This window comes from Burkholderia sp. WP42 (assembly GCF_000745665.1).
Lineage (GTDB): Bacteria > Pseudomonadota > Gammaproteobacteria > Burkholderiales > Burkholderiaceae > Burkholderia > Burkholderia vietnamiensis.
The window spans coordinates 141,999-168,007 of the sequence record NZ_JQJT01000019.1; the positions used below are offsets into that span (position 1 = coordinate 141,999).

The 26,009-nt window shown below is 64.4% G+C and carries 14 protein-coding genes; 4 read left to right on the plus strand and 10 right to left on the minus strand.

Annotated features, from left to right (window positions below; translation table 11 throughout):
- Positions 1–149 precede the first annotated feature (149 nt).
- From EX20_RS12630 to EX20_RS12660, 10 genes are all read right to left on the minus strand, one after another.
- Complete coding sequence (locus EX20_RS12630) at positions 150–1,010, minus strand: peptidylprolyl isomerase (RefSeq protein ID WP_034193751.1); 861 nt, start codon at positions 1,008–1,010, stop codon at positions 150–152.
- Entirely contained in the window at positions 1,010–2,812 is a 1,803-nt protein-coding gene (locus tag EX20_RS12635; RefSeq protein ID WP_034193752.1) for a ShlB/FhaC/HecB family hemolysin secretion/activation protein, read from the minus strand. Before EX20_RS12635 ends, EX20_RS12630 begins: the two co-directional genes overlap by 1 nt.
- Positions 2,813–2,903: 91 nt before the next feature.
- On the minus strand, positions 2,904–4,928 hold the full coding sequence (locus EX20_RS12640) for a two-partner secretion domain-containing protein (RefSeq protein ID WP_374702169.1): 2,025 nt from the start codon (positions 4,926–4,928) through the stop codon (positions 2,904–2,906).
- A gap of 47 nt (positions 4,929–4,975) precedes the next feature.
- Positions 4,976–5,269 carry a hypothetical protein gene (locus tag EX20_RS31900; protein ID WP_131929031.1) on the minus strand — a complete coding sequence of 98 codons (294 nt, stop codon included), beginning with the start codon at positions 5,267–5,269 and terminating at the stop codon, positions 4,976–4,978.
- 362 nt (positions 5,270–5,631) lie between these two features.
- Entirely contained in the window at positions 5,632–6,084 is a 453-nt protein-coding gene (locus tag EX20_RS31905; RefSeq protein ID WP_131929032.1) for a hypothetical protein, read from the minus strand.
- 147 nt (positions 6,085–6,231) lie between these two features.
- Positions 6,232–6,597: a hypothetical protein gene (locus EX20_RS31910; protein WP_072465495.1), complete on the minus strand. Its 366-nt coding sequence runs from the start codon at positions 6,595–6,597 to the stop codon at positions 6,232–6,234.
- A 2-nt stretch (positions 6,598–6,599) separates the two neighbouring features.
- Positions 6,600–15,089, minus strand: coding sequence for a beta strand repeat-containing protein (locus EX20_RS12645; RefSeq protein WP_231572256.1), 8,490 nt, complete (start codon positions 15,087–15,089; stop codon positions 6,600–6,602).
- Positions 15,090–16,138: 1,049 nt separating this feature from the next.
- Positions 16,139–16,327, minus strand: a complete 189-nt coding sequence (locus tag EX20_RS12650) for a hypothetical protein (protein WP_014724274.1) — start codon at positions 16,325–16,327, stop codon at positions 16,139–16,141.
- A gap of 176 nt (positions 16,328–16,503) precedes the next feature.
- Complete coding sequence (locus EX20_RS12655) at positions 16,504–17,955, minus strand: DEAD/DEAH box helicase (protein WP_034193754.1); 1,452 nt, start codon at positions 17,953–17,955, stop codon at positions 16,504–16,506.
- Positions 17,956–18,024: 69 nt separating this feature from the next.
- A complete protein-coding gene (locus EX20_RS12660) occupies positions 18,025–19,506 on the minus strand; it encodes a nitronate monooxygenase (protein ID WP_034193755.1) in 1,482 nt (493 codons plus the stop codon).
- 608 nt (positions 19,507–20,114) lie between these two features.
- Between EX20_RS12660 and EX20_RS30620 the strand changes: the two genes are divergently transcribed.
- The 4 genes from EX20_RS30620 to EX20_RS12675 all read left to right on the plus strand — a co-directional run bounded on the left by EX20_RS30620 (position 20,115) and on the right by EX20_RS12675 (position 26,004).
- Positions 20,115–20,327, plus strand: a complete 213-nt coding sequence (locus EX20_RS30620; RefSeq protein ID WP_011881160.1) for a heme-binding protein — start codon at positions 20,115–20,117, stop codon at positions 20,325–20,327.
- Positions 20,324–22,498, plus strand: a complete 2,175-nt coding sequence (locus EX20_RS12665) for a malate synthase G (protein WP_011881159.1) — start codon at positions 20,324–20,326, stop codon at positions 22,496–22,498. The genes EX20_RS30620 and EX20_RS12665 overlap by 4 nt, the downstream gene beginning before the upstream one ends.
- Before the next feature lie 444 nt (positions 22,499–22,942).
- Positions 22,943–24,505 carry a sensor domain-containing diguanylate cyclase gene (locus EX20_RS12670; RefSeq protein ID WP_034193756.1) on the plus strand — a complete coding sequence of 521 codons (1,563 nt, stop codon included), beginning with the start codon at positions 22,943–22,945 and terminating at the stop codon, positions 24,503–24,505.
- Positions 24,506–24,621: 116 nt separating this feature from the next.
- Positions 24,622–26,004 (plus strand): cache domain-containing protein, encoded by a 1,383-nt coding sequence (locus EX20_RS12675; RefSeq protein ID WP_034193757.1) that lies wholly within the window; start codon positions 24,622–24,624, stop codon positions 26,002–26,004.
- The last annotated feature ends 5 nt before the right edge of the window (positions 26,005–26,009 follow it).

The window sequence follows — 26,009 nt, forward strand, 5'->3', positions numbered from 1 at the left end:
AGACCAGCCCGGCGCGCGACGCCGCACCGCCTGACGAACTAGCGCAGCTCCGATTTTTTCGAAGGGCGCCCTGGCGCGCATCATCTTCGATGCATCACCGCCCTTCGAACCGACAACCGGACCGTTTCACCGGCATAGGGACCGGTAACCTATTGCTGAATCGTCGCGCTCTTCAGCAGGCTACCCACGAATGCCGCACTCGCCTTCTCCACCGCGAGCGCCTGCAACTGCTGCTGGATCGTCGTCTTGGCCGCATTGAACGACGGCACCTGCGTCGGGCGCTTCGCGTCGAGCTTCACGATCACTCTTGCACCATCGACCGGAATCGACTCGGGCGTCATCGCGCCTGCCGGCAGCTTTTCCAGCGCCTGTGCGACGGCGACCGGCAAACCGGATGTCTTGCCCTCCGTCGCCGGCGCCTTGAAGCTCACCCACGGCAGCTCACCGCCGGCATCGCGGCTCGGTGCGATGCTGTATTGCCGCGCGAGACTATCGAACGGCTTGCCGGCCTTCAGCTCGCTCAGCACGGTCGCGGCCGTCGCCGCGTCCTTCACCACGATCAGACGCGGCTTGTATTCGTCCTTGCCGAGCGACGCGACGATCTCGTCATAGCGCGCCTTGATCTGCGCATCCGTGACCGGCTCCGGTTTCACGTTGTCCCTCAGATACAACTGCGTCTCCGCATTCGCCTTCGCGACCTGCATCGCCGCCTGGACTTCCGGTTTGCTGCCGTAGTTCGCCTTCTCCGCGGCCTGCTGGATCAGCACCCGCGCGATCAGCTGATTCTTGATCGCCTGGCGCACCTGCGGCGTATCCGGCTGGCGCGATGCGCGCAATACCGCATCGACTTCCGCCTGCGTGATCGCAGTGCCGTTGACGGTTGCCACGGTGCCGGCCGTCGGCGTCGGCGAGGCGGGCGCTTGAGCGGGCGCTTGAGCGGGCGCGTGACCGACGATGCCTGCACCAAGCGCGGCGGCCGCGATAAGAGATTTCCACTGACGAAGCTTCATCACATTGTCCAATTCAAGGTTGCCAGTACGAGGGTGGCTTTCGGTCCGAGAGCGGCCGGCTGCGTGAGCGCACGCCCGACCAGCAACTCGCCCGAAAGCATCTGTTTGTGCCACTGCCATTGCGCGCGCAGCCCGGCGCCCGCGCCGGCGAGCGTCGGGAATCCCGGAACCGCGATCAGGCTCGCCTTGCCGGCGTCGACGAACGCATACGGTTCGATTCGGCCATTGTTCCATGCCGGCGCATTGACCCATGCGAGTTCGTTGCGCGAATAGAAGCCGCGGTCGCCCGCGATCTCGCCCGAGCGAAAGCCGCGCACCGTGTCCATCCCGCCAAGATACAGCTGCTCGGACCCGAACAGCGCCAGGTTCGTGTACTGCCCGCCGAGCACGCCCCGGTACGCGATCATCGCAGGACCGAGCTTCGGCAGCGGCAGCGTGAACGCGGCCGTCGCATCGACCTTCGTGAACTGGCTGTGCGCCTCGTCGCGCGCGATGCCGTGCGGATCGTGGTTCGCGCCGAACCATGGCAGGCCCTGCGACACGCCGCCGTTGATCGTCAAATTGCCCTGCGCATCGTTGATCACGAACTTGTGCAGCCAGTTGCCGGCCAGCCGCAATACCGCGACGCGCTGAGGATCGAGATCGATGCCGTTGATCTCGCGGTCGGTGCGGCGCCATGACATCGTGGCGTCCACGCTGGTGATGTCGCTCACGCTACGGCTGACCAGATAGTTCCAGCCGAAGATGTGCGACAGCGTGCGACCGTATTCGAGCGCGGTCGTGCCGATCACCTGCTGGTATTCCGAATCGGAGATCGTATAGCTGAACGTGTGTCGCCCGAACGGCACCGCGAACGACCCGACGATCGCATTGCTGTCCAGGCTGTCGAGGAAGTTCACGCTGAGCGATTCCTGCAGGCCGAGCAGGTTGTCGGCCTCGACGCCGGCGCGATAGCGCGTGACGCCGGTCGCCGAGCTGCCGTAGTTGTCGACGCCCAGCGTGTAGTACACGCGATCGCCCGGCTTGTTGCCGATGTCGACGATCGATTCGCCGGGATTCCGGCCCGGCAGGATCTGCACCGTCGCCTGGTTGCGGCGCAGACGGTTGATCTGCGCGACGCCCTGATCGATATCCGCAAGGCGCAGCGGATCGCCCGACGCCGCCGGAAACGCGTTGTCGTAACCGGCGTCCGTGAACCAGCCGCCGCCTGCCGACGCTTCGCCCGCCTTCAGCCGGTGAATCGGCTTGCCGTTGACCGTGAAGGCCTCGATGGTGCCGATCTGGATCGTGATCCTGAGGGTGCCGGTGGCAAGGTTCTGCGGCCCGAGCAGTGCACGCGTCGTCACGAGGCCATTCGCGACGAAGACGTCCGTGATGCGCTTCAGCAGCACGTTGATGCGGTGCGAGCCGAGCTCGCGGCCCGCGAACGGCTCGACAATCACAGCGAGTTGCTGGGCCGAGATCCCGCGAGGCGGCTCGAAGGGCTTACCGTCCGGCGCCTGGAGCAGGATCCGCTTGACGGCGAAGGTCGGTCCCGTTTCGACGATCGCATCGACCGGTGTATCCACCGGGATGTCGAGCGTCGTCTCCGGCGTCGGCGCGATCGTCACGGACGCCGGCGGCTGTTCGAGCTGGCGTTGGCGCGCCTGCTCGCGCTGCTGCTCGATGATCAGTTGCGCCGGATCCTGCACCGGACGGGCGGCGGGAGGCGGCGTCTGCGCGTGCGTCGGTACATGACATGCCGCGAGGACACTCGCGACCAACAGTGGCAGCTTCAGCCGAGGGAATGCGCGTGGTTTCATCGTTATTGTGCATGCGGGTGTCCAAGCGTTCGCGCTGCCGTGCCATGACGACAGCGACCCCGAGTCGATTTCTCGTTCGATAGTCGATCCGTTACCGCCACCACCACGTCGTCAGGCCGAGATGCTGGTCGATCTGGACGGGCGTGCGTGCAGGAGTACGTAGCGTCGTGATGCCGCCAGCGGCCGTCACGCCGTTTGCGCCGCTGAACGAGCCGCCGTCGATCACGCCGTCGCCGGTCAGCGTCACGCTGCCGTTCGCGGTGAAGCCGCCGCCGATGTCCATCGCGATGATCTGGGCCCACGTGCTGCCGAAGAATGCCTTGAAGCCGCGATGCTGGTTGATCGCGGAATAGCCGGTCACGCCCTGTGCGTAGGTGAGCGGTGCATCGACCTTGATGTCGCCGTTCGCGAAGACGTTGCCGCCGACGTTGCGGGCGAGCGTGCCGGCCTTGATGCCGATGTTGCCGCCGGCCTGGATCGTGCCGCCGTACGGTGTGACGTCGCTCGATGCGTCGGCGTGGCAGAAGATCCAGCAGCTGCGCGTATAGCTCGCCTTGCCCGTGAAGACGGCGGCGTTGGTGAACGCGTTCTGCGCGGTGAGGTTGACGTCGCCGTCGTTCGATTGAACGATCCCGCCGGCATTCGTGAAGTTGCGGCTCGCGATCGTCACCGGGCCGTGGACAGCTGCGATGTAGGAGAGCTGATCCGGGTCGCCGATCGTGCCGTAATCGACGTTGAAGCCGCCCGTCGTATGCGTGAAGAACAGGAAGCTGCCGCCGCGATCCGAATACGCGGTGGGCTGGCCGCCGTTCGTGCCGCCGGTATGGTCGATGATGTTCTGCACGTCGCCGGCCGCGGTGAGATCCACTGCGTCATTCGACAGGATGCGGGCGTTGGCGTTGATGATGTTGCCGCCGGCCGTCAGCCTGGTCCGGCCGTTCGCGGCGAACAGGATCGCGAGGTTGTCCGCGCTCGAGCGATTCGTGATGTCGCCTGCTGCGTTGACGATCACGTCGCCACCGGTCGTCGTGCCGTCGCTTGCTGTCGCGCCGGCCTGAATCAGGCTGCCGGTGTTCGTGATCGCGCCGCTGCTCGTCAGTTCGACTGTGTTGCCGGCACTGACGGTGGTCGGGCCGGTGGCGTCGTCGGACAGCACGATATTGCCGGCCTGGAGGTTCGCATTGTTCGCGGCGGTCAACTGCGCGCCCTGCAGCGATACGGTACCGGGTGTCGTCAGCGCGACGTCGCGCTCGGCCTTCAAGGAGCCGTCGGCAATCGCGATGTCGCCATTCGCCGCGACCACGACGTCGCCGGCGTTCGCGTAGATCTTGCCGAGGCTGTGAACGCCAGCGCCCTGGTCGGTGACGATCAGCTGAACGCGGCCGGCCGTCAGGCCGCCCGCTGCGGTGATATCGACGGCGACGGCGTTGCTTTTGGCGCCCGGCGATGATGTGCCGATCAGCCAGTCGTGGCCGTTGTCGGACGGCGAGAAACTCGTGTCGTACGTTGAGGTGCTGTCGCCGACGAGCGCGCGGATGCCGCTCGTCGAACTGGTGAAATCGTTCGTTACCGGGCCGTTGATGCTCAACTGCTTGGCGATCAGGTCGAGGTTGACCAGCGTGCCGGACAGCCCGCCGGGCCCGATCGCGATCGCGCCGCGGTTGGTCGTCAGCACTACGTTGCGCTGTATGACGCCGGGAGCGAGCGTCAGGTCGGTGAAACCGACCTGCCCTGTAGAGAGCACGACATGGCCAGTGTTCGTGAAACTGCCGCCGTCGACCGTGACACCGTTCGGATTCGCCAGGATCACGTTCGCGCGCGGGCCGAGGACGTTGATGTTGCCCTGGATCAACGACGGGTTCGTGCTCGTGACCTGGTTGACGATCGTGCGAGCGTTGATGCCGACGTTGTTCAGGTCAGCGCCGGCTTTCGAGACGTTGAAGGATGAGTAGGTGTTGTTCGAGACGCCGCCGATGGCGGGGGCGATGTTGACCGTCTGCCGTCCACCAGCGCCAGTCAATACAGACGTCGCAGTGCCGCCGTCGGGAACGATCCCGCTCGCAAACACCGACGACGACACCCCGATCCATATCAGTGAAACACCCGGTCTCCACATCTTCTTCGCCATTACATCTCACTTAATAAGAAATAGCTCTATACAATTCACACAAACCCATCAACCCCACCGAAACCAATCACACGATTATTTTCTCGTATTTCGAAGCAATCCCCCACCTTAACGTCGCCAACCATGTACTCCCAACTAGCAAAGCTGATCTTCGCCTTTATTGTTTCTCCTGGATAATGCAAAATAGAATCATCATAAGTATGCTTTCCACTCGCAAGCCAATTTATGTTAGGAAATTTATGATGCGGGGAATACCCACTCGACACGCCCGCAACCTTGGGTTGGTCTACCGCATCAGACAATTTTACTGTAGCCAAAATATGATCCATTTCACCCGCCAATTTAGAAAGCGTGCCCGATATTTTTGGCCACGGAGTTAAGCAATTGAAGTTTCTCGATCCCCTCCACCGAAACCACCCCATTTCTAAATATAAATGGATCAATTGAATAAGAAATACCGAACCCCATGTCCCTGAGTTATGTACCTCCGTCAGGAACAATCCCAGCGGCCAGAGTTGAGCAGGAGATGCCCAGCAACACCAAGGGCAAACTACATTGCAGTGGTAAAAGATTCATCGAACTCCCGGCCGCCAAATCGTTACAAAATTTGCTTAACGGAATATTCTTTAATTCATCTTGGAATGTGAACCACAGGCGATTGAGTCATTACTCACCAGGTGCGCCACAAAAATCAAATGAGGCTCGCCGCAAGATCAAATATGTCGACATTATTATCAACGCTCGCAGCAGCTTCATAGATCGACTCCGTTGCCGCCTCAAATGCATCCGAACCGACAGCAACACGAAGCGCTGCCGCGACTCTCGCCTTCCGAAAATATTCATCAGACTCAGCAAGTAGTTGCTCGCGACCAGGAGACTCCATCATCTCATCCACTCGATCTTTTAAGTCGAAATATCTTTCATCCAGTCGATTCATTAGCTCATCGAGTTCAGCCGCCGTACCTTGGCGACATTTATTTCCAAGCCGCAAATAACCGATGACCTCATCAATAAGAGGATCATGTGGTCTGTTGGCCGTCGCAGCATAGTCACATACTCGATAGCAAATCTTGCGCAGGCTATTTTCATTCGCCTTCTCGAGCTTAGCAAAAAGTTTCGGCGCGAGAGTTTGTAAATGTTTCATGTGTTGAACTGCGTGTTTGGATTCATACCCGGGAACCCTCCGATTGCAGTCGAACGGACGACACGGTTCCGTAGCCATCCACAGTCTTCGGTTGGCCTGCAGAATTAGTCAAATTTCACCGCGCGACTCAACCGGGAGCTAACGCATTTATTCCTCTACATTCGCCCACTCTGCAACATCATCGATGACATGCTTCATCCATTCCCAGAAATCAACGAATTCACGACCTACCTCGTAACCGTTTCCGGTCCACCCATGAATTAATGCAATCCCTTTGACCGCGTTATCAGCCGCAACGACGAAACAAGCCAGATCGTCGCAATCTTGTCTCTTTGCAAATGCGTACAGCAGTTTTTCGGTTACTCCAGGCCAGCGCTCCGAAGCCCAGAACTGATGTTCTGGGGGTAGGTAGTGCCACGGTTGGAGTTGGGTGAACGGCTCAAATCCAACCATCTTTCGATCGATAAGCCATTGATACCCGATTGGTGCAATAGGCGTTGATGACGATGTCATGATCAGTTTCCAATTTTCGGTTTTGGCAATTTCGGTGGCGTCGTGGTCCCGGTGGGCGGCAGCGGCGGACGTTGGTTAGCGGCACGGTATGCCGCAGCGTCGCCCCATGTTGTTGCATTACCAAATCGTCCAACCATATCAGGCGGTAGAGGATCGGTCGGTAGATGCAACGTAGCTGGAATGCTAGTGATTCCCTGTTCAAGAGCAATGGCCGCACGGGTATGGTCAACGGTCACGATACCATCAGTCGTCTGAACAACGTCAATCGGACTTCCTGCGTAACCGTTTTGCGCGATACTTTGGCGAAGCGTATCCGCACGCCCGTTTCCGCCGGCTGTTCTCTGTGTCCAACGCAAGTCAGCAGGATTCACGTCGACAACAGTACCGCCAACAGCCGCTTCCACTGGGGTGAGGGTCGACACTTCTTTACGGATCAAACTCCCTGCGAGCCCCAGTCCTGCGGCCCCCTCTCCGAGCCTTTGGAAATTCGACGTGTCCGCACCGAACTGCGCGATATACGTCGACATCAACTGCCCAAGGTTATCTCGCGTCACACCCGCGTATGACGGACCATACGTTTTCATCGCATTGTCGACGAGCCCGCGCGCAACATCCTCCGCACCAACGGGCACCTTCCACTGTTCAACGTATTGCCCTTGCGCATCCCGATAGAAAGTCGTGCCCCGAGCCGCCGTACCAGCTTGCGCATCCGCCAGACTGCTCCAAACGCGCATTCCGTTTGGACCACCGTTACCGCCATAGACGTTCTCGGCGGCCTTGAGCAGATCGTCCGACGTGTATTTCGCACCAATCGTTGAGTTGCGTGCCCGCAGCTTGTCGATCAGTTGCACAACCTTGTCGACGTGCTGCAGATCATTGTTCAACGCATTGTTCTGCGCGGCCGTCATGCCCGCCTGAACGTTTTGCCCGGCAGCAGCAGCTGCAGCACCGCCAACAGCAGTTGCGAGCCCGCCAACCAGTGCTTGCTGAGCATACGCATCAGCACCGCTATTTGCGGCGGCATAGACCAGCAGTGGTGAAACCAGCGCACTCGTAGCCGCGCCGACGGCCCCGCCACCACAGCCCTGGCCCATAGCTGCCCCGGCGGCACACCCGAGCGCAGCGTGCTCAAGCACGTTCTGAGCCGTGTAGGGATTCGTCGTGTCGCCGATGCCGTACGCGACGGCTGCGGCCAGATCAGAAACAGCGCTGTTGCGCAGATTCGTCAGGAAACTACCGCCCTGAATCGCCGTCTGCACCCCGGCCTGAATCGTCGCCTCGGCGCCCAGCGCGAGCGCGGTTTGCCCGAGCGACGTTGCCGTCGACGCACCGGCCTGCGGAACGATCGCCCCGCCCACGTTCTTCACGCCCGCGAGTGCAGAAAGGCTGTTGTTACCAATCTGACCGCCGAGGCCCGCCCAACCCACGCCAGCGTCCGGCGAATAGGTGATGCCATTCGTCAGGCCCGCGGTGATGGCCGCCGTCGCTCCGCCCTCGAGGGCAGCCGTCAGACTGAACTGGCCGGTACTCGCCTGCGAGATGGCGCTGGCGGTGAAACCGCCCACACCCGCCGAAACCATCGAGCCGCCGACCGTTCCGGCCATCGCGGCACCGCTGGCCGCCATGAACGCGCTCGCCGCCCCCGCCGTGATGAACGATGCCACCACCGCCGTCACGGCCATCCCGATCTGCTCGAACAGACCCGGGCTATCCGCCAGCGATTGGAAGCTCGTATGCAGGTTGTCGCTGACGGCGCTCTGCGTGAAGTTCCCGCCGAGCTGGCTCTTCAGCGCCGCGAGCTGATCCGCCGTCGCGCTCGCATTGACCTGCCCATTCGGATCCAGCTTCTGAAGCACACCGCCAACCTGATTCAGGCGGTCGACGTTCAGGTTGTAGTTGGCGGCCGACATGAAGCCACCCTGCTGCGTCACCGTTCCGGTCGTCGTCAGCAGACCCATGACGTCCGGCATATACGTATAGATCGTGCCGACGTCGGTAGAGCGCTGTTGATTGGTCACCGTCCCGGCGTCGATCGACAACGTGCCGGTCGCGGTGATGGTGCCCGTGTTGGTAATCGAACCCTTGTTCGTCGCGACGAGCGACACGTCTTGACCCGTGATCGTGCCGTCATGCTGAACCACCGCGTAGTTCTGCGGCAAATACACCTGCGGCATCAGCGCAGTCACGGTCGGGCAACTCGCCACCCCCGTTGCACTGCAGCCCGGCTCCGGAACAGTTTCTTCGACGTACCAGAGCATCGGCGCATCGAGCGACGCGACCTGCTGCGACGAAAGCGCGGTCCCGAGTGCGATGTTGTTCGCCTTCGCATACGCGATCGCATTACCGTACAGCACGGATTTTTCCTGATCCGTGACCGACTTCTGATTCTGGTTGTCGTACTTCAGCCCGTCGATGAAGCTCGCCGTGCCCGTCTGCGCGAGCGCGGCCTGCTGGAGCAGCTGGTTTTCGCTGAATGGGTCGTAGTAGAACAGCGCCGAGCCTGGCCGGAGATTCGCCGGCAAGTTCGCGATCAGGTCGGACGGGCCGACACCGCCGATCACTTGCGATGCCGGGTTGTTGATCAGATAGGTCGGGTTCGAATTCGCCGTCGCAATGGTCTGGACGGTGCTGCCCTGCGGCGTGCTCGCCGATGGCACTGCCGGATTACGCGGCGTGCCGACCGTTTGGGAAGTAATCGCCGTGGACTGGCCACCCGACACCGCGCTGGCCACGACCGACGATTGAATCAGCGAGTTCGCGACTGCGTTTGCGCCGTTCTGCGCCGTGCTGGCGCTTGTCGGCACACCCACCGGACCGAGCGGGATGACTTGCTGCGACGCGGTCGGCTGCGGCGTATAGACGTTGGGCGACGTGAGGCCGTTCACGAGCGTCGCGCCCGTCACGGAGACTTGTTGCCCCATCACGTTGCCGGAGTTCTGCACGGCACCGCCTGCCGTCACCTCGAGCGATGGCGCCTGAATCGTGCCGGGCAGGCTCTTGTACGGCGTGGGCGGCTGAATCCCCGCGTTGCTCTGATACGCGCTGCCGAACAGCGTCGAGCAGGTGCCAGAGTTTCCACACCCGAAATTGTCCGGCGGCGGCGAACCGCCGACGATACCGCCGTAGAACGCATCATGCCAGTTCGCGTTCAGGGTTTGGTCCTGGTTCGTCACGCCGGATGTCGCCGTGACGGTCGCCTGGCCACCCGCCGTGATCAGACTGCCCGTGTTCGTGACGCTGCCCGCGCTGATCGACAGAACCCGATTGGCGGAAATGGTCGACGCATCACCTGACTGCATCTCGACGAAGGCGTCGCAATAGTGCTGAAATGCCCCGCTACATCCGTAACGGGCAGTCGTACCGTAGTTCTGATAGACCTGCTGCGGCGCTGACAAGGTGTTCGTCAGCGACGCAGTGCTCATTGAGATGTCGCGGCCGGCCTGTATGTTGCCCGACGAATTCGTGACGCTCGCACCCTGCGTGACGGTAGTCGCCGGGCTGGCCGGGTCCGTGTTGTCGCGGCTCGTTCCGGCACCGCCGACAACGACATCGCGACCCGCCAGCAGGTTGCCATAGTTGTTCGACACCGTTGGTGCCGCAATGGTCAGATCACGACCGGCGAAGACGGTATTGTTGGTCTGAGTGTAGCTATAGTTTTGTGTATCAATCTGGTCAGCGAACAGACCAATCGAATCGTTGTTCGGACCAGTAGTCGTTGAAGGCGTGCGCGTCAGCGGTACGATCGGCATCGCATCACTGAAAGCCTGCCCAGGTCGGTTGAAAGAAAATGCCCAATAGTAAATCGGCTGACTGTTGGTTCCGTAAATGAATCCGCACTGAGACGCCGAAACGCCGGCAACACAACCAACCGTCGATGTGATGTTGCTGGTGTGATACCCCTGGTTCGTGAAGCTGTTGGCGGTAATCACCAGATCCTGCCCGGCATATAAGTTGCCGGCATTGGTCAGGCTTAGCCCGATGCCGTTCAATGTCAGATTGTTGCCCGCAACAATCTGACCAGCGCTTTGGCTTGTATAGGTGGTAATAGTCGATGTCTGCAGCACCGGCGGACTGACTTGTCCGGGGGTGAAGTTCACCGTCACACTGTCGGCAACGCCGGGGAGTGCCACAAGTTGACCGGATTTGTATGCCGCTTGGAGTTGCGTCAAGAACGCGGTGTACGCCGCCGCAGTGATACTGTCGGTTATTGTCGTCACGGCGGGATCCCCCCCGTTGTCGAGCGCACCAACGTTCAGCGTCACGTTGTTCCCGGCAGAAACCGTGCTGCCGTGATTATTCAGAGTTCCGGTGGTAATCGACAGGTTCTGGCCTGCGGCAATTACACCGGCCGCACCGCTTGCCTGGGTCGTGGTCGTCGTACGCGTCACAGCGGGCAATGCGACTCCATACAGCGTTCCGCCGCTGATATCCGGCGCACTCATCGACGTTGCGCCGGACGGTTGCAAGTCACCGGCGCGTGCGGTAATCGTCGACGAATAACTCTCGGTCGCTCCAGAGTCGATATTGATGACGACGGACGAAGTGAGCGTCTCCGTACCAATCGAAGACGCCAACAAATCCGGCCCCAGCCCAGCCGTGTTGATATCGGTCGTGGCCGTAGTAGTACTGGTTGAGTTGCCGCCCGCGCGACTGTTATTGACGTTGGCCGCGTTGATCGTCACGTTGTTTTGCGCGGAAATCGTGCCGCCCACGTTCACGAGGTCACCGGACACTGACGCATTCAAGTCGCGACCAGCCTTCGTCAACGCGCCCGTGTTGTCGTAACTGCTGCCCGACAAGTTGACGTCACGCACGGCACTGACCGTTCCCGCGTTCGTCACGACGCCTGCGAGGTTCACGTCCTGATTCGCCGTGATCGTGCCACCGGACTGGTTGACGACCGTGCCCGACAAGTGCACGTTGTTGCCGGACGAGATCGTTCCGCTGTTGGTCAACGTACCATTCGTCGACAGCGTAATGTCGCCAGCCTTGCTGATCGTCCCGGTGTTCGTCATGCCTTGCGCGGCATTCAGCGCGACGCTGTTGCCCGGCATCGCCCAAGTCCCCGAATTGGCGATCTGCTGCGCATTGATGGTCAGGGCATTACCGAGATTGATCGCGCCTGCAGACGCGGCCGACGGATCGAACGCCTGATTCGGCAAGTTCAGCGTCAGGTCATGCTGCGCAAGTATTTCGCCGGCCGTGTTGTCATACGTGCCATTGCCGCCGTTCACCGTAACCGTTACGTCGCCCGTCGGCGCGGTCTTGTTGTTGACGTCCCCCGCAAAAATGAGGCCGTTGCGATTGCTCAGCGCGTTCGTTGCCAGATTGAGCGCGTTCGTCGCGAGCAGCGAACCAGAGTTCGTAGCCGTGCCCGACACGGTGAGGTCCGTCGTCGCACCGTAGATCGAGCCACCATTCGTCAAATTCGCCGCATTCACGGTGCTCGTCCCCAACGACGACAACGTACCCGTGTTGCTGACGTTGGAGCCGGAGACGGTCAGGTTACTGCCCGACAGTTGCGTACCGACGTTCGTCACCGTCCCGCCGGTCAGCGTGGCGCCGCCCTTGAACGCCGCCGTGCCGCCCGTGGTGACGCTCTGCTTACCGGCGATCGCCGCCGCGCCGCCGACCACGGCGTTCGCGGTGGTGACATTCGCGGCCGACAGCGTTGCGTTACCGCCGACCGACAATGCCGGCGCATTCGCATCGAACTGCGCATTGAGCTGCCCCGCGGACATGTCGAGGTTGTTGCTCGCATTCGCCGTCAGATTGCCACCGACCGCGACACCCTGAGTCGTGATGTTCGTCGCAGTGAACGATGCGTCCTTCGACACGGTGGCTTGGCCGTTCAGCGTCATGCTCTGGCCAGCGCTTAGCGTAGCGTTGCCTCCCGTCGCTACTGGGCCTCCCGCAGTCAAGCTGCCGCTTTTCGCCGTCACGGCAAGGTCGCCGAGACTCTTGAGGCTGCCTTGGGCGTTCACGTCCGTGCCGGCCGAAATCGTCGTGGTGCCGCCCGACAACGCATCGCCCGTCAACGTCGCGCTGCCGTTGGTCGCCGTCAGCGCGCTGTTGCCAACGGCCGTCGCTCCGCCCACCGAGAGATTCTGTCCGGCCGCTGCAGTCAGATTGTTGCCGGTCTGGATCGCGCCGGAAACGGCGATGTTATTGCCCGCATTGAGCGCCGTATCGTTCGCCACGTTCACGGCGCCCGAGCCAGTGATATCGCGCCCGGCCGTAACCGTCGCGTTGCCCGCGCTATCGACTTCGACGCCGCCGTTCAGGCCCACGTCGCGCGTCGCCGCAATCGTCGCGGTTTGGCCGCTATGCAGTGTTCCGGCAACCGTCGCATCCTGCCCTGCATTGATGCTGATCGTGCCGGGAGTCGACACCGCGCCGGCCACGGCAACGTCGCCTGCCGTCGAACCGATCAGTGCAGCGCCGCCGCTGTAGACCGTGCCGCCCAGGTTCACGCCCTGTTGGCCCGTTGCATTCAGCGTACCGAGCGACACTACGTCACCGGTTGTCGTCACTGAGCCGCTACCGGCCGCCAGCGTCATGTTCCCGATCGAGGCGGCCGTTCCGTGCACGTTCGTATTGCCGCCCGACGTCACGCTCAGGGTGCCGCCGCTCGTCACGTTGCCGCCAACGGTCGTGTCCTGGCCCGCCTGAATCGTGACCGCCCCCGGCGCGGATACCGTCCCGCCGAAGCTCGCGTTCGTGCCTGCCGTTGCATTAATCGCGCTGCCGCTCTGGACCGCGCCAGTCAGCGCAATCGCCTGCCCGGCTTTGAGATTGACCGCGCCCTGCGACCCCGTGACGTTCCCTTGGCCCGTGATCGAGCCGGCTTGCGCCGTGATCGTTACCGGTCCCTGCGCCTGCACCGTGCCGCCGATAACATCGCTCTGCCCGGCGGTCACCGAAAGTGCCCCATTGGACAGCGCGTTACCGTTCACCGTCGCCGAGCCGGTTTGCGCCGCAATCGTGGTATCGCCCACGCCCGACACCTGCCCGTTGATCGTAGCGTTGCGCGCACCCGTCAACGCGACCGTGCTCCCGCCCTGGACTGCGCCGTTCACCGTGAGGTCGCGCCCAGCGTTCGCCGACACCCTACCCGGTGCGCTCAAGCCGCCCACCGTCAGGTCGCCGCTCGTAGTCTGCAACGCAATGTCATGTGCGGACAGCGATCCGATCGACATCGACTGACCGGCCGTGAGACTGGCCGCGCCGTTCGCCGCAACCGATGCGGCATTCAGATTGCCGCCCGCCGTCATCGACACGTTCTGCCCGGCCGACACCGCGCCCGCTGCGTTGATGTCGCCGTTTGCCGCGACCGTATAGTTCCGGTTCGCGAGACCGGTATCGGTGATCGTCGTGGTGCCCGTGCTCGTCAGGTTGACGTTCTGGTTCGCGAAGGTCTTGCCGACGGAAATGTCGCCGTTCGCGTTGACGACCACGTTGCCCGCCGTCGCCGACATCGGACCTTGCGTGTTCACCCCCATACCGGCCGCTGTGGAGACGATATAGACGGTCCCGGACGTGACCGAGCCGTACTGGCTCGCATCCACTGCGATGCCTTTGCCGATCGCAGCCGCCGTGTTGACCACACCGTTCGCCGCGGTGCCGTACGTCGCGCCGCTTGAATCGCTGGCTGTGGGCGTGACGAGCTGATTGCCGGTCACCACGTTCACACGCTGATCCGCGCGCAACGGAGCCGCCAACGTCACGCTTTGACCAATAAGATCGATATTGCCGACCGTGCCTTCGATACCCGCACCCGGGCCGTTGACCCCTGCCGGTCCATTGATCGAAATGTTCCCGGAGCGGACGTCGTAGCCCACCGCACCGGCATGAGCGAAATCGGTAGCACTACCTCCGACGCCGGTGAGGAACTGCGGCACCCCGGTCGTCAGCGTCAGCCCCGGAACGTTGGTGAGCGCCATTCCATTGACCGACACTCCGCCCGGCGCGCTCACGATGACGGCCGCCGGTGCCCCGAACACCTCGAGCGGCCCGTTCAGCGTCGCGATGTTGTTGGATGTGACCTGATTGATGATGGTTGTCGCTGGCCGACCGTTCAGGTTCGGGTTGGCGCCGAGCGTGCCGCCGAGCAATGGCGTGCCGGCAATCGTGCTGTTACTGAGCACCAAGCCGCGGGAATCTATGTCAAACGACTGATACTGGCCGACGCTTATTCCGTTCGCGTTTGCCGTCGGAATATTGATCGCAGGCACGCCCGCGCTGGTCTGCGTAACGGACGGCTGGAATGCGATCGGCGCTCGCGGGTCGACGATCGGTGCGGCGTAGGCCGCTTCGTCAGCGAGCAATACTGCAGGACCGAGATACATCACGACCGACATGACCCATGCAGTCGCCTTGACCCAAAGCGCATGCCCTCCGCTGCTCAGCGAAGAATGGTCGAAGTTAATCGCTCGTTTGCGCGCTTCCCGTTGAAGACAACGGTATTCCAATTCGCGCATCAGTCGACGCATGGTCGGTCTCACTCGATATTTTCGCTGAATGATTGCACGGCAGAATTCAGAAGATGGTCAACCATTTTCATAGACGAGTCGTCGCGAAACACGACTACCCACAACAGAGGTTCAGGATGAGCTCACGCAAAAATTGTTAAATAGACGTCACTCCGCTTTTGAAAAATTACCTTCGTTCATAAAAATGGTCTTGTCTCAATAACGACCGATCCCTCTCGTCATAGAAGCCGAGAGGGGCCTGGCTCATACGGGATCCGGTCGCGGCGGCGCGCTCGGCGCTGAATATGGCCAAAAAACCAACGTGCGAGAACGTTAAAAACCGTTTCGCTCCGAATCGGCACGTTTACAACAGGATCGTGCAGCCAAGAAAACAATCGTCGTGATCGCCTCGGCATTAGGAGTTAAAAATGGCATGAATCGACGTGCATGAAATAAGACGAACCGCAACCAGCGGCTCAGGCCTTGCGATCCGGACCGTACTTTCGAGCGCGGCCATTAACTCGCCAATCGGAAAAGTCACAATCCAATCGTCGGAATAATTCCGATTTACCATCGACCCGCACATAATGAGATCTCGTTGAAATCGAGACAGCGCCGGGAGGAAACGATCTTGTCGAGAAGGGCTATCTCCCGCGTGCGGAAGGTACGGAAGCGCCAGAGTGTCGCGCTATGGTCACGCGCGCGCGTCCCGCCGACTTCAGTCACGATGCGGCTAAGCCGTTCAGCCTTTCGCGTGGCACGGCCGAAATGCCGTTTTCACATTCGCGACCGCCTGACGGCCGCGGTTGGCAGTGTGGCAAGCGGAGCCGAGCGTCGAGCCCAAAGAAGCGGCTGCTATGACGGCTCGTGAATGCTCGATCGATCCGCAGCGAAGAAGGCGCAGAACCGCTCGAGGCATCTGCTCAGCAAGCCGAACGAATGAGGTGAGACAGGTGCGCGCCTACGTCGGACGTTGCATGAGCGGCCGCATCGAACCCAGCGCCCCACCGCGTCGACCAACCACGCGGCATTCGCGCACCATCACCGGCCGCTCACCATCGACATCCGCATCAGCGACGCGTCATATCGACGGACAGGATTTCGAACCCCGGTTCGGCGTGTTCGTTCGCCGCCGCGAGTGCTTCGTCGTAGGACAAAAAGGACATGGCGTCCTCGATCACGGGCGCGAGGCCGATGTCGCCGTCCTCGCCGGTGCAGAGGAATTGCTCGCCGGTTTTAACCACGTAGATGTTCGCCATGTGGCCCTCGATGGTTTGCATGGGGGAACTTCCAGTCTAGCTGTCATGGTCCGGTTCGCAACTTCGACGGCAGGCCGGCCAGCCGGCTTGCCGCCGCTGCCTGGAAGAACCTTGCGCCCGTATGTACCCGCCGCAACGCGTACGAGCCTTCGCCCGAACGCGGATCAGCAACAGGCTCAGCCTTTGCCGCGCCCACCCGTCGCTTTGCCCGCCGAGGCCGAACCACCGCCCAGCTTGCCGCCCGATTTACCGCGCGGCTTCTGCACGCTGAACGGGCTGCCGCTGATCACGCTTTTCGCGCCTTTCCCGCTTGCCGCACCCGCGCCGCCCGCGCGCTTCGCCCCCGGCTTGCCGCTCCCTTCCCCACTCCGCGGCCGCGCCTGCTTGCCCGGCATCGGCTTGGCGGCCGGCGCGGCCTGCAACACTTTCGGCTTCTTCGGCTTTTTCGGTTTCTTGATGAGCTGGCCCGTCGCGCTGGTTTCCGGCACGCGATGCTCGGCTTCGAATCCAGGCTCTTCCTCGCGGCGCAACGTCTTGCCGATCAGCGCCTCGATCGCAGCCAATTGCGGCGCTTCGTCCGCGCACACGAGCGACACCGCGACGCCGCTCGCGCCCGCGCGCCCAGTCCGGCCGATGCGGTGCACATAGTCCTGCGCGACGATCGGCAGATCGACGTTGATCACCATCGGCAGATCGTCGATGTCGAGGCCGCGCGCCGCCACATCGGTGGCGACGAGCATCTGCACGTCGCGCGCCTTGAAGCGCTCGAGCGCGCGCAGACGCGCCGGCTGCGGCTTATCGCCGTGAATGGTGTCGACCGCATAGCCGGCCTCGTCGAGCATGGCCGCCAGGTAATCGACGCCCGCGCGCGTCTTGACGAACACCAGCGCGTGCTCCCACTTGTTCTCCGCCACCAGATGCATGAACAGTTCCGGCTTGTTGCGCTTGTCCACCGGCACCACCCACTGCTTGATCCGGCTGGCCGTCGTGTTCGGCGGGCTCACGCTGATGTTGACGGGGTTGCGCAGAATGGTCGCCGCCATCGCGCGGATGTCGTCGGTGAACGTCGCGGAGAACAGCAAGGTCTGACGCCGGGCCGGCAATGCGGCGAACACGGCGTTGAGCTCGCGGGCAAAGCCGAGGTCGAGCATGCGGTCGGCTTCGTCGAGCACCAGCGTTTCCACCTGATCGAACTGCACCGCGTTCTGGCGGTTCAGGTCCAGCAGACGGCCCGGCGTGGCGACCAGCACGTCCACGCCTTTGCGCAGCTTCATCATCTGCGGGTTGATGCTGACGCCGCCGTACGCGGCCAGAAAGCGCAGGTCCAGGCCCTTGCCGTATTCGACGAAGCTCTGCAGCACCTGCTCGGCCAGCTCGCGCGTCGGCACGAGGACCAGCACGCGCGCGCGGTTGCTCGACACCGCCGGGCCATGCTGCACCAGCCGCTGCAGCAACGGCAGCGCAAAGCCGGCAGTTTTTCCGGTGCCGGTTTGTGCCGCGGCCATCACGTCCTTGCCGCCGAGCACCGCAGGAATCGCGTTGGCCTGCACCGGCGTCGGTGTCTGGTAGTTGAGATCCTGCAGAGTGCGCAGCAGAGGATCGATCAGGCCAAGCGAGGCGAAGGACATGGACGTATTCCGGGCTAAAACCGCAATTCTAGCGGTTGCCGCGCCGCCGGCCCGCGGCTGCGCGCATTCCTACGCGCGGCCCGCGCCCGTCTTCCGCAGCCGCATGTCGACCGCGCCGACGTTCTTCTCGTGCGCGACCAGCATCAGCGACAACGCGTGATGGAGATCCGGGTTCGCGAGCGTGGGCAGCAGCGCCTGCAGCCTGCGCACGACCCAGCGCTGCCCGCGGTTCAGGAACGCCATGCGCTCGTCCAGATCGTCGATCGCCATCGCCTTTTGGTAGAACGCGCCGGTCGCACGCGTCGGCGTGGCGCCGAGCGTGCGGATCGCGTCCACCAGCACGCTGCACCAGTGCGCTTCGTCCTGACGAATATGCGCGATCAGCCGATGCAGGTCGGGATCGTCGTCGATCTCGGCCGCCGTCTCCGATGCGACGCGTGCGCCCGCGCGCTCGGCCTCCAGCAGTTCGTCGAGCGCGGCCAGCAACGCGCTGCGGTCGGCGTCCGCGTCGGCCGGGCGCGCCGCGCCGGTGCCTTGGCCGAGGCGCGCCGCCGCATCGCACGCGATCCGGCGCAGCACGTCGCCGGCCGGCTCGATCGTCCGGACGCGGCCGACGCCCGTGCCCGCATACAGCGCCATCGCCTCGAAATCGCCGGTCATCGTGCGCAGCGGAGAATCGGTGCTGAACAGATAGATCGGCCGCCCTTCCTCGTCGCCGATCACCACGCGCGCGTCGCCGAACGGATCGCCGCGCTCGCCGCGCGTGACGCTCGACGGCAACACGCGCACGCGCGCGCCGCGCGGCCAGTTGATGTGAAAGACGTCGGTCAGCAGCGTGTCGCCGTCGCGTGCGTCGACGATCCGCTGCTGGTGATATGGATGCGCGAACGACTCGTGCGTCGCGATGAACGCGGTGCCGATCACCGCGCCCTGCGCGCCGAGCGCCATGGCGGCGGCCACGTCGGCGCCGTCGGCGATCCCGCCCGCGGCCAGCACCGGCAAGCGCGTCGCGCGCACCACCTGCGGCAACAGCTCGGCGAGCGGCCGATCGCCGCGCACATGCCCGCCGGCCTCGTGCCCCTGGACGATCAGCGCGTGCGCGCCGGCCGCGTCGGCCGCCTGCGCGTCGTCGACCGAGCCGACCTGATGAACCACGCGCACGCCCGCATCGCGCAGGCGCCGCACGACGTCCGGCATCACGTCCCAGAACAGCGCGACGACCGGCACCCGCAATTCGATGCACGCATCGAGCTGCGCGTCGAGCAGTTCGCGCGGCGTCGACGCCGGAATCAGGTTCACGCCGAACGGTTGCGCGGTGGCCGCGCGAACCCGCTCGACCTCGCGCCGGATCAACGCGACCGGCTCACGCACCATCCCGAGAAAACCGAACCCGCCGGCGGCGCTCACCGCACTCGCCAGCTCGGCCCGCGCGACACCGCCCATGCCCGCGAGCACGATCGGCCAGGCACAGCCGAGCAGGTCGCACACGGGGCGATGCAGAATCTCTACGGCGCGGGCGTCGAGCCCGTCGCCACGCGTCGGAATCGACATGCAGCGTCCTCCTTTCTGGATCGGCGGCGCACCACGGCCGACCGCCCGCAGTGCGCATTGCGCGACAGCGAAACGGAGCGTGGCGAACCGCACATCGAATTGCTCACATTGTGACATATCCGACCGTTCGGCTGCGGCGGCAACCGGTATTTCCCGATATTCGTCGCTACAGCGGCGGCGGCGCATCGGCCCGCTCGATGCGAATCATGTTGATCACGACAGCGGCAGCTGTCGACCGCATGACGCGCTGCGATTCGTCGCGCTCACAGGTGCAGCCAACGCACACTCGGACATGCTCGCGCAGCAGCGCTGCCGGCCCTGACCGAAGGGATGCGCCGTCACCGCATTGTAGAACCGCGCAAGCCAGAGATCGTTCCGCCTCCACAGCCGCATGCGGCGATGAAGCGCGCTGATGTCGCGCCGGCCAGCCCGAAGGCCACGATCGGCCTCGCCCCCGGTCTGCGCACCGGCGGAGGCAGGCGCTGCACCCACCGGCGGCACGATCGACGACAGTAGCACGTCAGCGCATACCGGATCTTGACGCGCCGCCGGGCACGATCGCGCCTGGGCTTGACGCCGCCCGGGGCGCTACGCGCGCGTATGGGGATATGATCCACAGTGGCCGCACCGCGTTTCCGGGCGCGCCGCGCGCGGGCTTGCCCGAAGGCGGCGCGCCGGTCACGGCGGGCGGCCGTATTGCGGGCGCGATCGGTGTGTCAGGCGTAGAGTCCGGACCGGATGCACGGCTCGCCCGCGCGGCATACAAAGCGTCGCGGCCTGATCCGCGCGCGTTTTCCATTCCCCGGGAGGAATCACGATGATCGACCAAGCAGGACTGCAAGTCGCGCCAGCGCTGAGCCAGTTCATTGAAGACGAAGCACTGCCGGGCACCGGCATCGACAAGGCCGCATTCTGGAGCGGTTTTTCGGCGCTGGTGCACGAGTTCGCGCCGCGCAACCGCGAATTGCTCGCGGAGCGGGAGCGCCTGCAGCACGAACTGGACGCGTGGCACCGCGCGCACCCCGGCCCGGTACGCGACCATGCCGCGTACCGCGCATTCCTCGAACGAATCGGCTACCTCGTGCCGGTCCCGTCGAACGTCGCGGCAGCCACCGCGAACGTCGACAGCGAGATCGCGACGCAGGCCGGCCCGCAGCTCGTCGTGCCGCTGTCGAACGCGCGCTACGCGCTGAACGCCGCGAACGCGCGCTGGGGCAGCCTGTACGACGCGCTGTACGGCACCGATGCGCTGCCCGAAGACGGCGGCGCCGAGCGCACCACGGCCTACAACCCGACGCGCGGACAGCGCGTGATCGACTACGCGCGCAACGTGCTCGACAACGCGGCGCCGCTCGCGAGCGGTTCGCACCGCGACGCGCTGCGCTACCGCGTGGAGGACGGCCAGCTCGCCGTCGAAACCGCCAGCGGCGTCGTGCACCTTGCGCAGCCTGCGCAGTTCGTCGGCTACCAGGGCGCAGCCGGCGCGCCGTCCGCGATCCTGCTGAAGCACAACGGCCTGCACGTCGAGATCCAGATCGATGCGTCCACACCGATCGGCCGCGCGGACCTCGCAAACGTGAAGGACGTCGTGCTCGAAGCGGCGGTCAGCACGATCATCGACTGCGAGGATTCGGTCGCGGCGGTCGACGCCGACGACAAGGTCCAGCTGTACCGCAACTGGCTCGGGCTGATGCAGGGCACGCTGGTCGAGGAAGTCGCGAAGGGCGGCAAGACCTTCACGCGCCGCCTGAACGCCGACCGCGAATACACGACGCCGGCCGGCGGCACGCTGACGCTGCACGGCCGCTCGCTGCTGTTCGTGCGCAACGTCGGCCATCTGATGACCAACGGCGCGGTGCTCGATCGCGACGGCAACGAGATCCCGGAAGGGATCCTCGACGGCGTCGTCACGACGCTGTGCGCGCTGCACGACCGGAAGGCCAAGCGCAACTCGCGCACCGGCTCGATCTACATCGTGAAGCCGAAGATGCACGGCCCGGTCGAGGTCGCGTTCGCCGACACGCTGTTCGCGCGCATCGAGGATCTGTACGGGCTGCCGCGCAACACGCTGAAGATGGGCATCATGGACGAGGAGCGCCGCACCAGCGTGAACCTCGCCGCCTGCATCGCGGCGGCGGCCGGGCGCGTGGCGTTCATCAACACCGGCTTCCTCGACCGCACCGGCGACGAAATGCACACCGCGATGGAAGCCGGCCCGATGATCCGCAAGGGCGACATGAAGTCGTCGGCGTGGATCGCCGCCTACGAGCGCAACAACGTGCTCGCGGGCCTGTCGGCCGGCCTGCGCGGCCGTGCGCAGATCGGCAAGGGCATGTGGGCGATGCCCGACCTGATGCACGCGATGCTCGAGCAGAAGATCGCGCATCCGCGCGCCGGCGCGAACACCGCGTGGGTGCCGTCGCCGACCGCGGCGACGCTGCACGCGCTGCATTACCACCTCGTCGACGTGCAGGCCGTCCAGCAGGCGCTCGAAAAGACGCCGTACGCGAGCGAGCGCGACGCGCTGCTCGAAGGGCTGCTGACGGTCCCGGTGGTCGAACGCGCCGAGTGGAGCGACAGCGAGATCCTCAGCGAAGTCGAGAACAATGCGCAGGGCATCCTCGGCTACGTCGTGCGCTGGGTCGAACAAGGGGTCGGGTGCTCGAAGGTGCCGGACATCCACGACGTCGGCCTGATGGAAGACCGCGCGACGCTGCGCATCTCGAGCCAGCACATCGCGAACTGGCTGCGCCACGGCGTGATCACCGAGGCGTTCGTGCTGGACGTGTTCAAGCGGATGGCGCGCGTCGTCGACCAGCAGAACGCGGGCGATCCGAACTACCGGCCGATGGCGCCCGACTACGAGCAGTCCACCGCGTTCGCCGCGGCATGCGCGCTCGCGCTGCAGGGCACGTCGCAGCCGAGCGGCTATACCGAGCCGCTGCTGCATCGGTTCCGGCTCGCGTTCAAGGCGCAACAGCAAAGCGCGTAAGCAGCCGCACGCGGGATTTCCCGCATGCGTTTTGACGAGACGGGTGGCCGATTTCGGCCGCCCGTTTTTCAATATGAATATCGCGGCTCGCGTCCGCGCAATCGGTCACCCAATTGCCTTCCGCGCGCAATTTGCAAGTAGAGGTTAAAACCCCAATTTGATCCGAATCAACGGTGCGCGACATATTCAGCGCCACTTGATGCGCGCGTTATACTCGGACCCATCTGCGGCACGATTCGTACGACCTTCGATTCACGAATAAACCCATCCGCGAACGCAATCTGATCGGTTCGCCCGGATGCGATTGCCGATGATCGGCATTCGTCTTTCGATGGTCCGTCAGCGCGGGCGCCCCGGGGGCGCGTATCGGACCGCCACCCACATGTCACACGAATAAACGCATCGGCTCGCCGTCCGGCCGCGATGCCCATCGTTCCACGCACCATGGCTGAAACCGACTACGCAGTGCCCAGCGAATCCCGCCGGACCGGCCGCGTCGTCGCTCGCGTGCGCCGTGCGCTGCTGCCGCACCTGATCTTCTACTCGGGGCTGCTGATCGGTCTGCTGCTGTTGCTGCTGTGCGCGATCGTGCTGTACGAAGGCCGCATCGACGCGCGCGACCGCGCCCGCACCACGCAGCAGAACATCGCGCTGATGGCGTCGTGGGACATCGAGCGCAACATCGAAATCTACTCGCTGTCGCTACAGGCGGTGGTCGACGGCGCGAACGACCCGGCAGTCGCCAATCTGCCGATGCCGCTGCGGCGCCAGGTGCTGTTCGACCGCGCGACGACCGCCAAGTACCTGGGCGGCATCTACGTGCTCGACGCGAACGGCGACATCGCGGTCGACTGCAAGACCGACGTTCCGCGCAAGGCCAATTTCGCCAACGAAGCGTATTTCGCCGTCCATCGCGATCATCCGGACGTCGGGCTGTACGTGAGCGACCCTTACCATTCGCGGCTGCGCGACGGCTCCCTGAGCATCGCGCTCAGCCGACGGATCACGCGGCCCGACGGGTCGTTCGGCGGCGTCGCGGTGATGTCGATCCGGCTCGAATATTTCCAGAACCTGTTTGCGCGGCTGGCGCTCGGCGATCGCGGCTCGGTCGCGTTGATCAAGACCAACGGCCGGATGGTCGCGCGTCAACCGTACGATCCGTCGATCGTCGGCCGCGACATCAGCCATGCAAGCACGTTCCGCCATTTCATGACGGCAAGCGAGGGCAGTTTCACCGACACCGCGACGATCGACGGCGTGCGCCGCCTGTACGTGTTCCGCCACCTCGAGAACCTGCCGCTGATCCTGATGGTCGCGCGCTCCGAAGCCGACACCTACGCCGCGTGGTACGACCGCGCGATCCCGATCGGCTCGGCGATGGTCGCGCTCGCGATCGGCTTCATCGGGCTGTCGCTGCTGCTCGACGTGCAGTTGCGCAAGCGCCAGCGCGCGGAAGCCGAGCTGCAGGCGCTGGCGCGCACCGACGGCCTCACCGGGCTCGACAACCGCCGCATGCTCGACGTCACGCTCGCCCGCGAATGGCGGCGCGCCGCGCGCTCGCAGCACGCGCTGTCGCTGCTGTTCGTCGACGTCGATCATTTCAAGCGCTACAACGACACACAGGGCCATCAGGCCGGCGACGATGCGCTCGCCGCGGTCGGCCGCTGCATCGCCGGCTGCCTGCGCCGGCCGGCCGATTACGCGGCCCGTTACGGCGGCGAGGAATTCGTCGTCGTGCTGCCCGACGTCGACACGGACGGCGCCGTCGCGATCGCCGAGACGATCCGCACCGGCATCCTCGATCTCGGCATCCGCCACGATGCGGGCATGTGCGGCCGCGTGACCGCGAGCATCGGCGTGACGACCTGCTATCCGGAACGCGGCGACACCATCCAGGCCGCGCTGAAACTCGCCGACGACGCGCTGTATCGCGCGAAGGCGAGCGGGCGCAACCAGGTCGTCGTGCACACGGCGGCCGACGGCGAGCGCGCACCGCGCCGCGCCTGAGCGGCGGCCGGCCGGCACCGACCGTCGCCGCGCACCGCAAAATCGCCGACAATGTCGGCTCGCCGCGCCGCCGCGCGCAGCACGCGTGCGCACCGCCGCGCCCGCTTCGGACCACCATGAGACTCAAGGCGAAGATATTCCTCCTGGCCATCGTGCCGTTCCTGCTCGCGATCGCCGGGATCGGCTTCGGCGTGCGCCAGCAGGCGACCTCGCTCGCTCGCACGCAGCACGCGACGATCGAGGCGGCGTATCTGGCGAGCAAGGAAGGCGAGCTCAAGCATTACGTCGAGCTCGCGACCAGCGCGATCATGCCGCTGTACGAAGCGAGCGGCCGCAACGGCCGCGACGACGCGATGCTGCGCACGCAGGCGCTCGCGATGCTGCAGAAAATGGACTTCGGCCCGGACGGCTATTTCTTCGTATACGACCTGCACGGCAATTCGCTGATGCATCCGCGCGAGCCCGAGCGGGTCGGCCACAACTTCTGGTCGATGCGCGACCCGCAAGGCGCGCTGACGATGCAGCAGCTGATCGGCGCCGCGTCGCACGGCGGCGGCTACGTGCGCTACGCGTGGCAGCGGCCGTCCACCGGCAGGATCGCGCCGAAACTCGGCTACGTCGTCGCGCTCGATCGCTGGGGCTGGATGCTCGGCACCGGCATCTATCTCGACGACGTCGACACCGCGCTGCAGCGCATCGACGCGCGCGCGTCGGCGAACATCGAGCGCACGATGAGCTGGCTCACCGCGATCGCGCTGACCGGCGCCGCGGCGATCGCCGTGTGCGCGCTGGTGCTCAACGTCAGCGAGTCGCGCAGCGCCGACGCAAAGCTCAAGCAGCTCGCGCAGCGCGTCGTCGAATCGCAGGAACAGGAGCGCGAGCGCTTGTCGCGCGAACTGCATGACGGGATCAGCCAGATGATGGTGTCGGCGAAGCTGATGCTCGAATCCGCGCTCGCGCGCTTCGAGCGCGGCGCGACGCGCATGCCCGCAGCCGAGCAGGCGCTCGCGTCCGGCATCGGCCGGCTCGGCGACACGCTGCGCGAGGTGCGGCGCATCTCCCATGCGCTGCGCCCGGCGATGCTCGACGATCTCGGCCTCGCGGCCGCGCTCGAGCAGCTCGTGCGCGAGCTCGGCGAGCAAAGCGGCATCGACATCGGCTACACGCAGGTCGCGCACAGCGGCGCGCGGCCGTTGCCGGCGCCCGTCAACACGGCGCTGTTCCGGATCGCACAGGAAGCGCTCAGCAACATCGTGCATCATGCGCATGCGTCGCGCGCGGCCGTCACGCTCGACGTCGGCGCACATGCGGTCACGCTGAGCATCGCCGACAACGGCTGCGGCTTCGATGCCGAGCGTACGCAAACCGACGCGCGCCGCGGGATCGGGCTGCGCAACATGCGCGAGCGCCTCGACGCGCTCGGCGGCACGCTGACGATCGCGTCGCAGGTCGGCCATACCGTCGTGGCCGCGCGCGTGCCGCTGCGCGCCGCCGCGTGACGGCG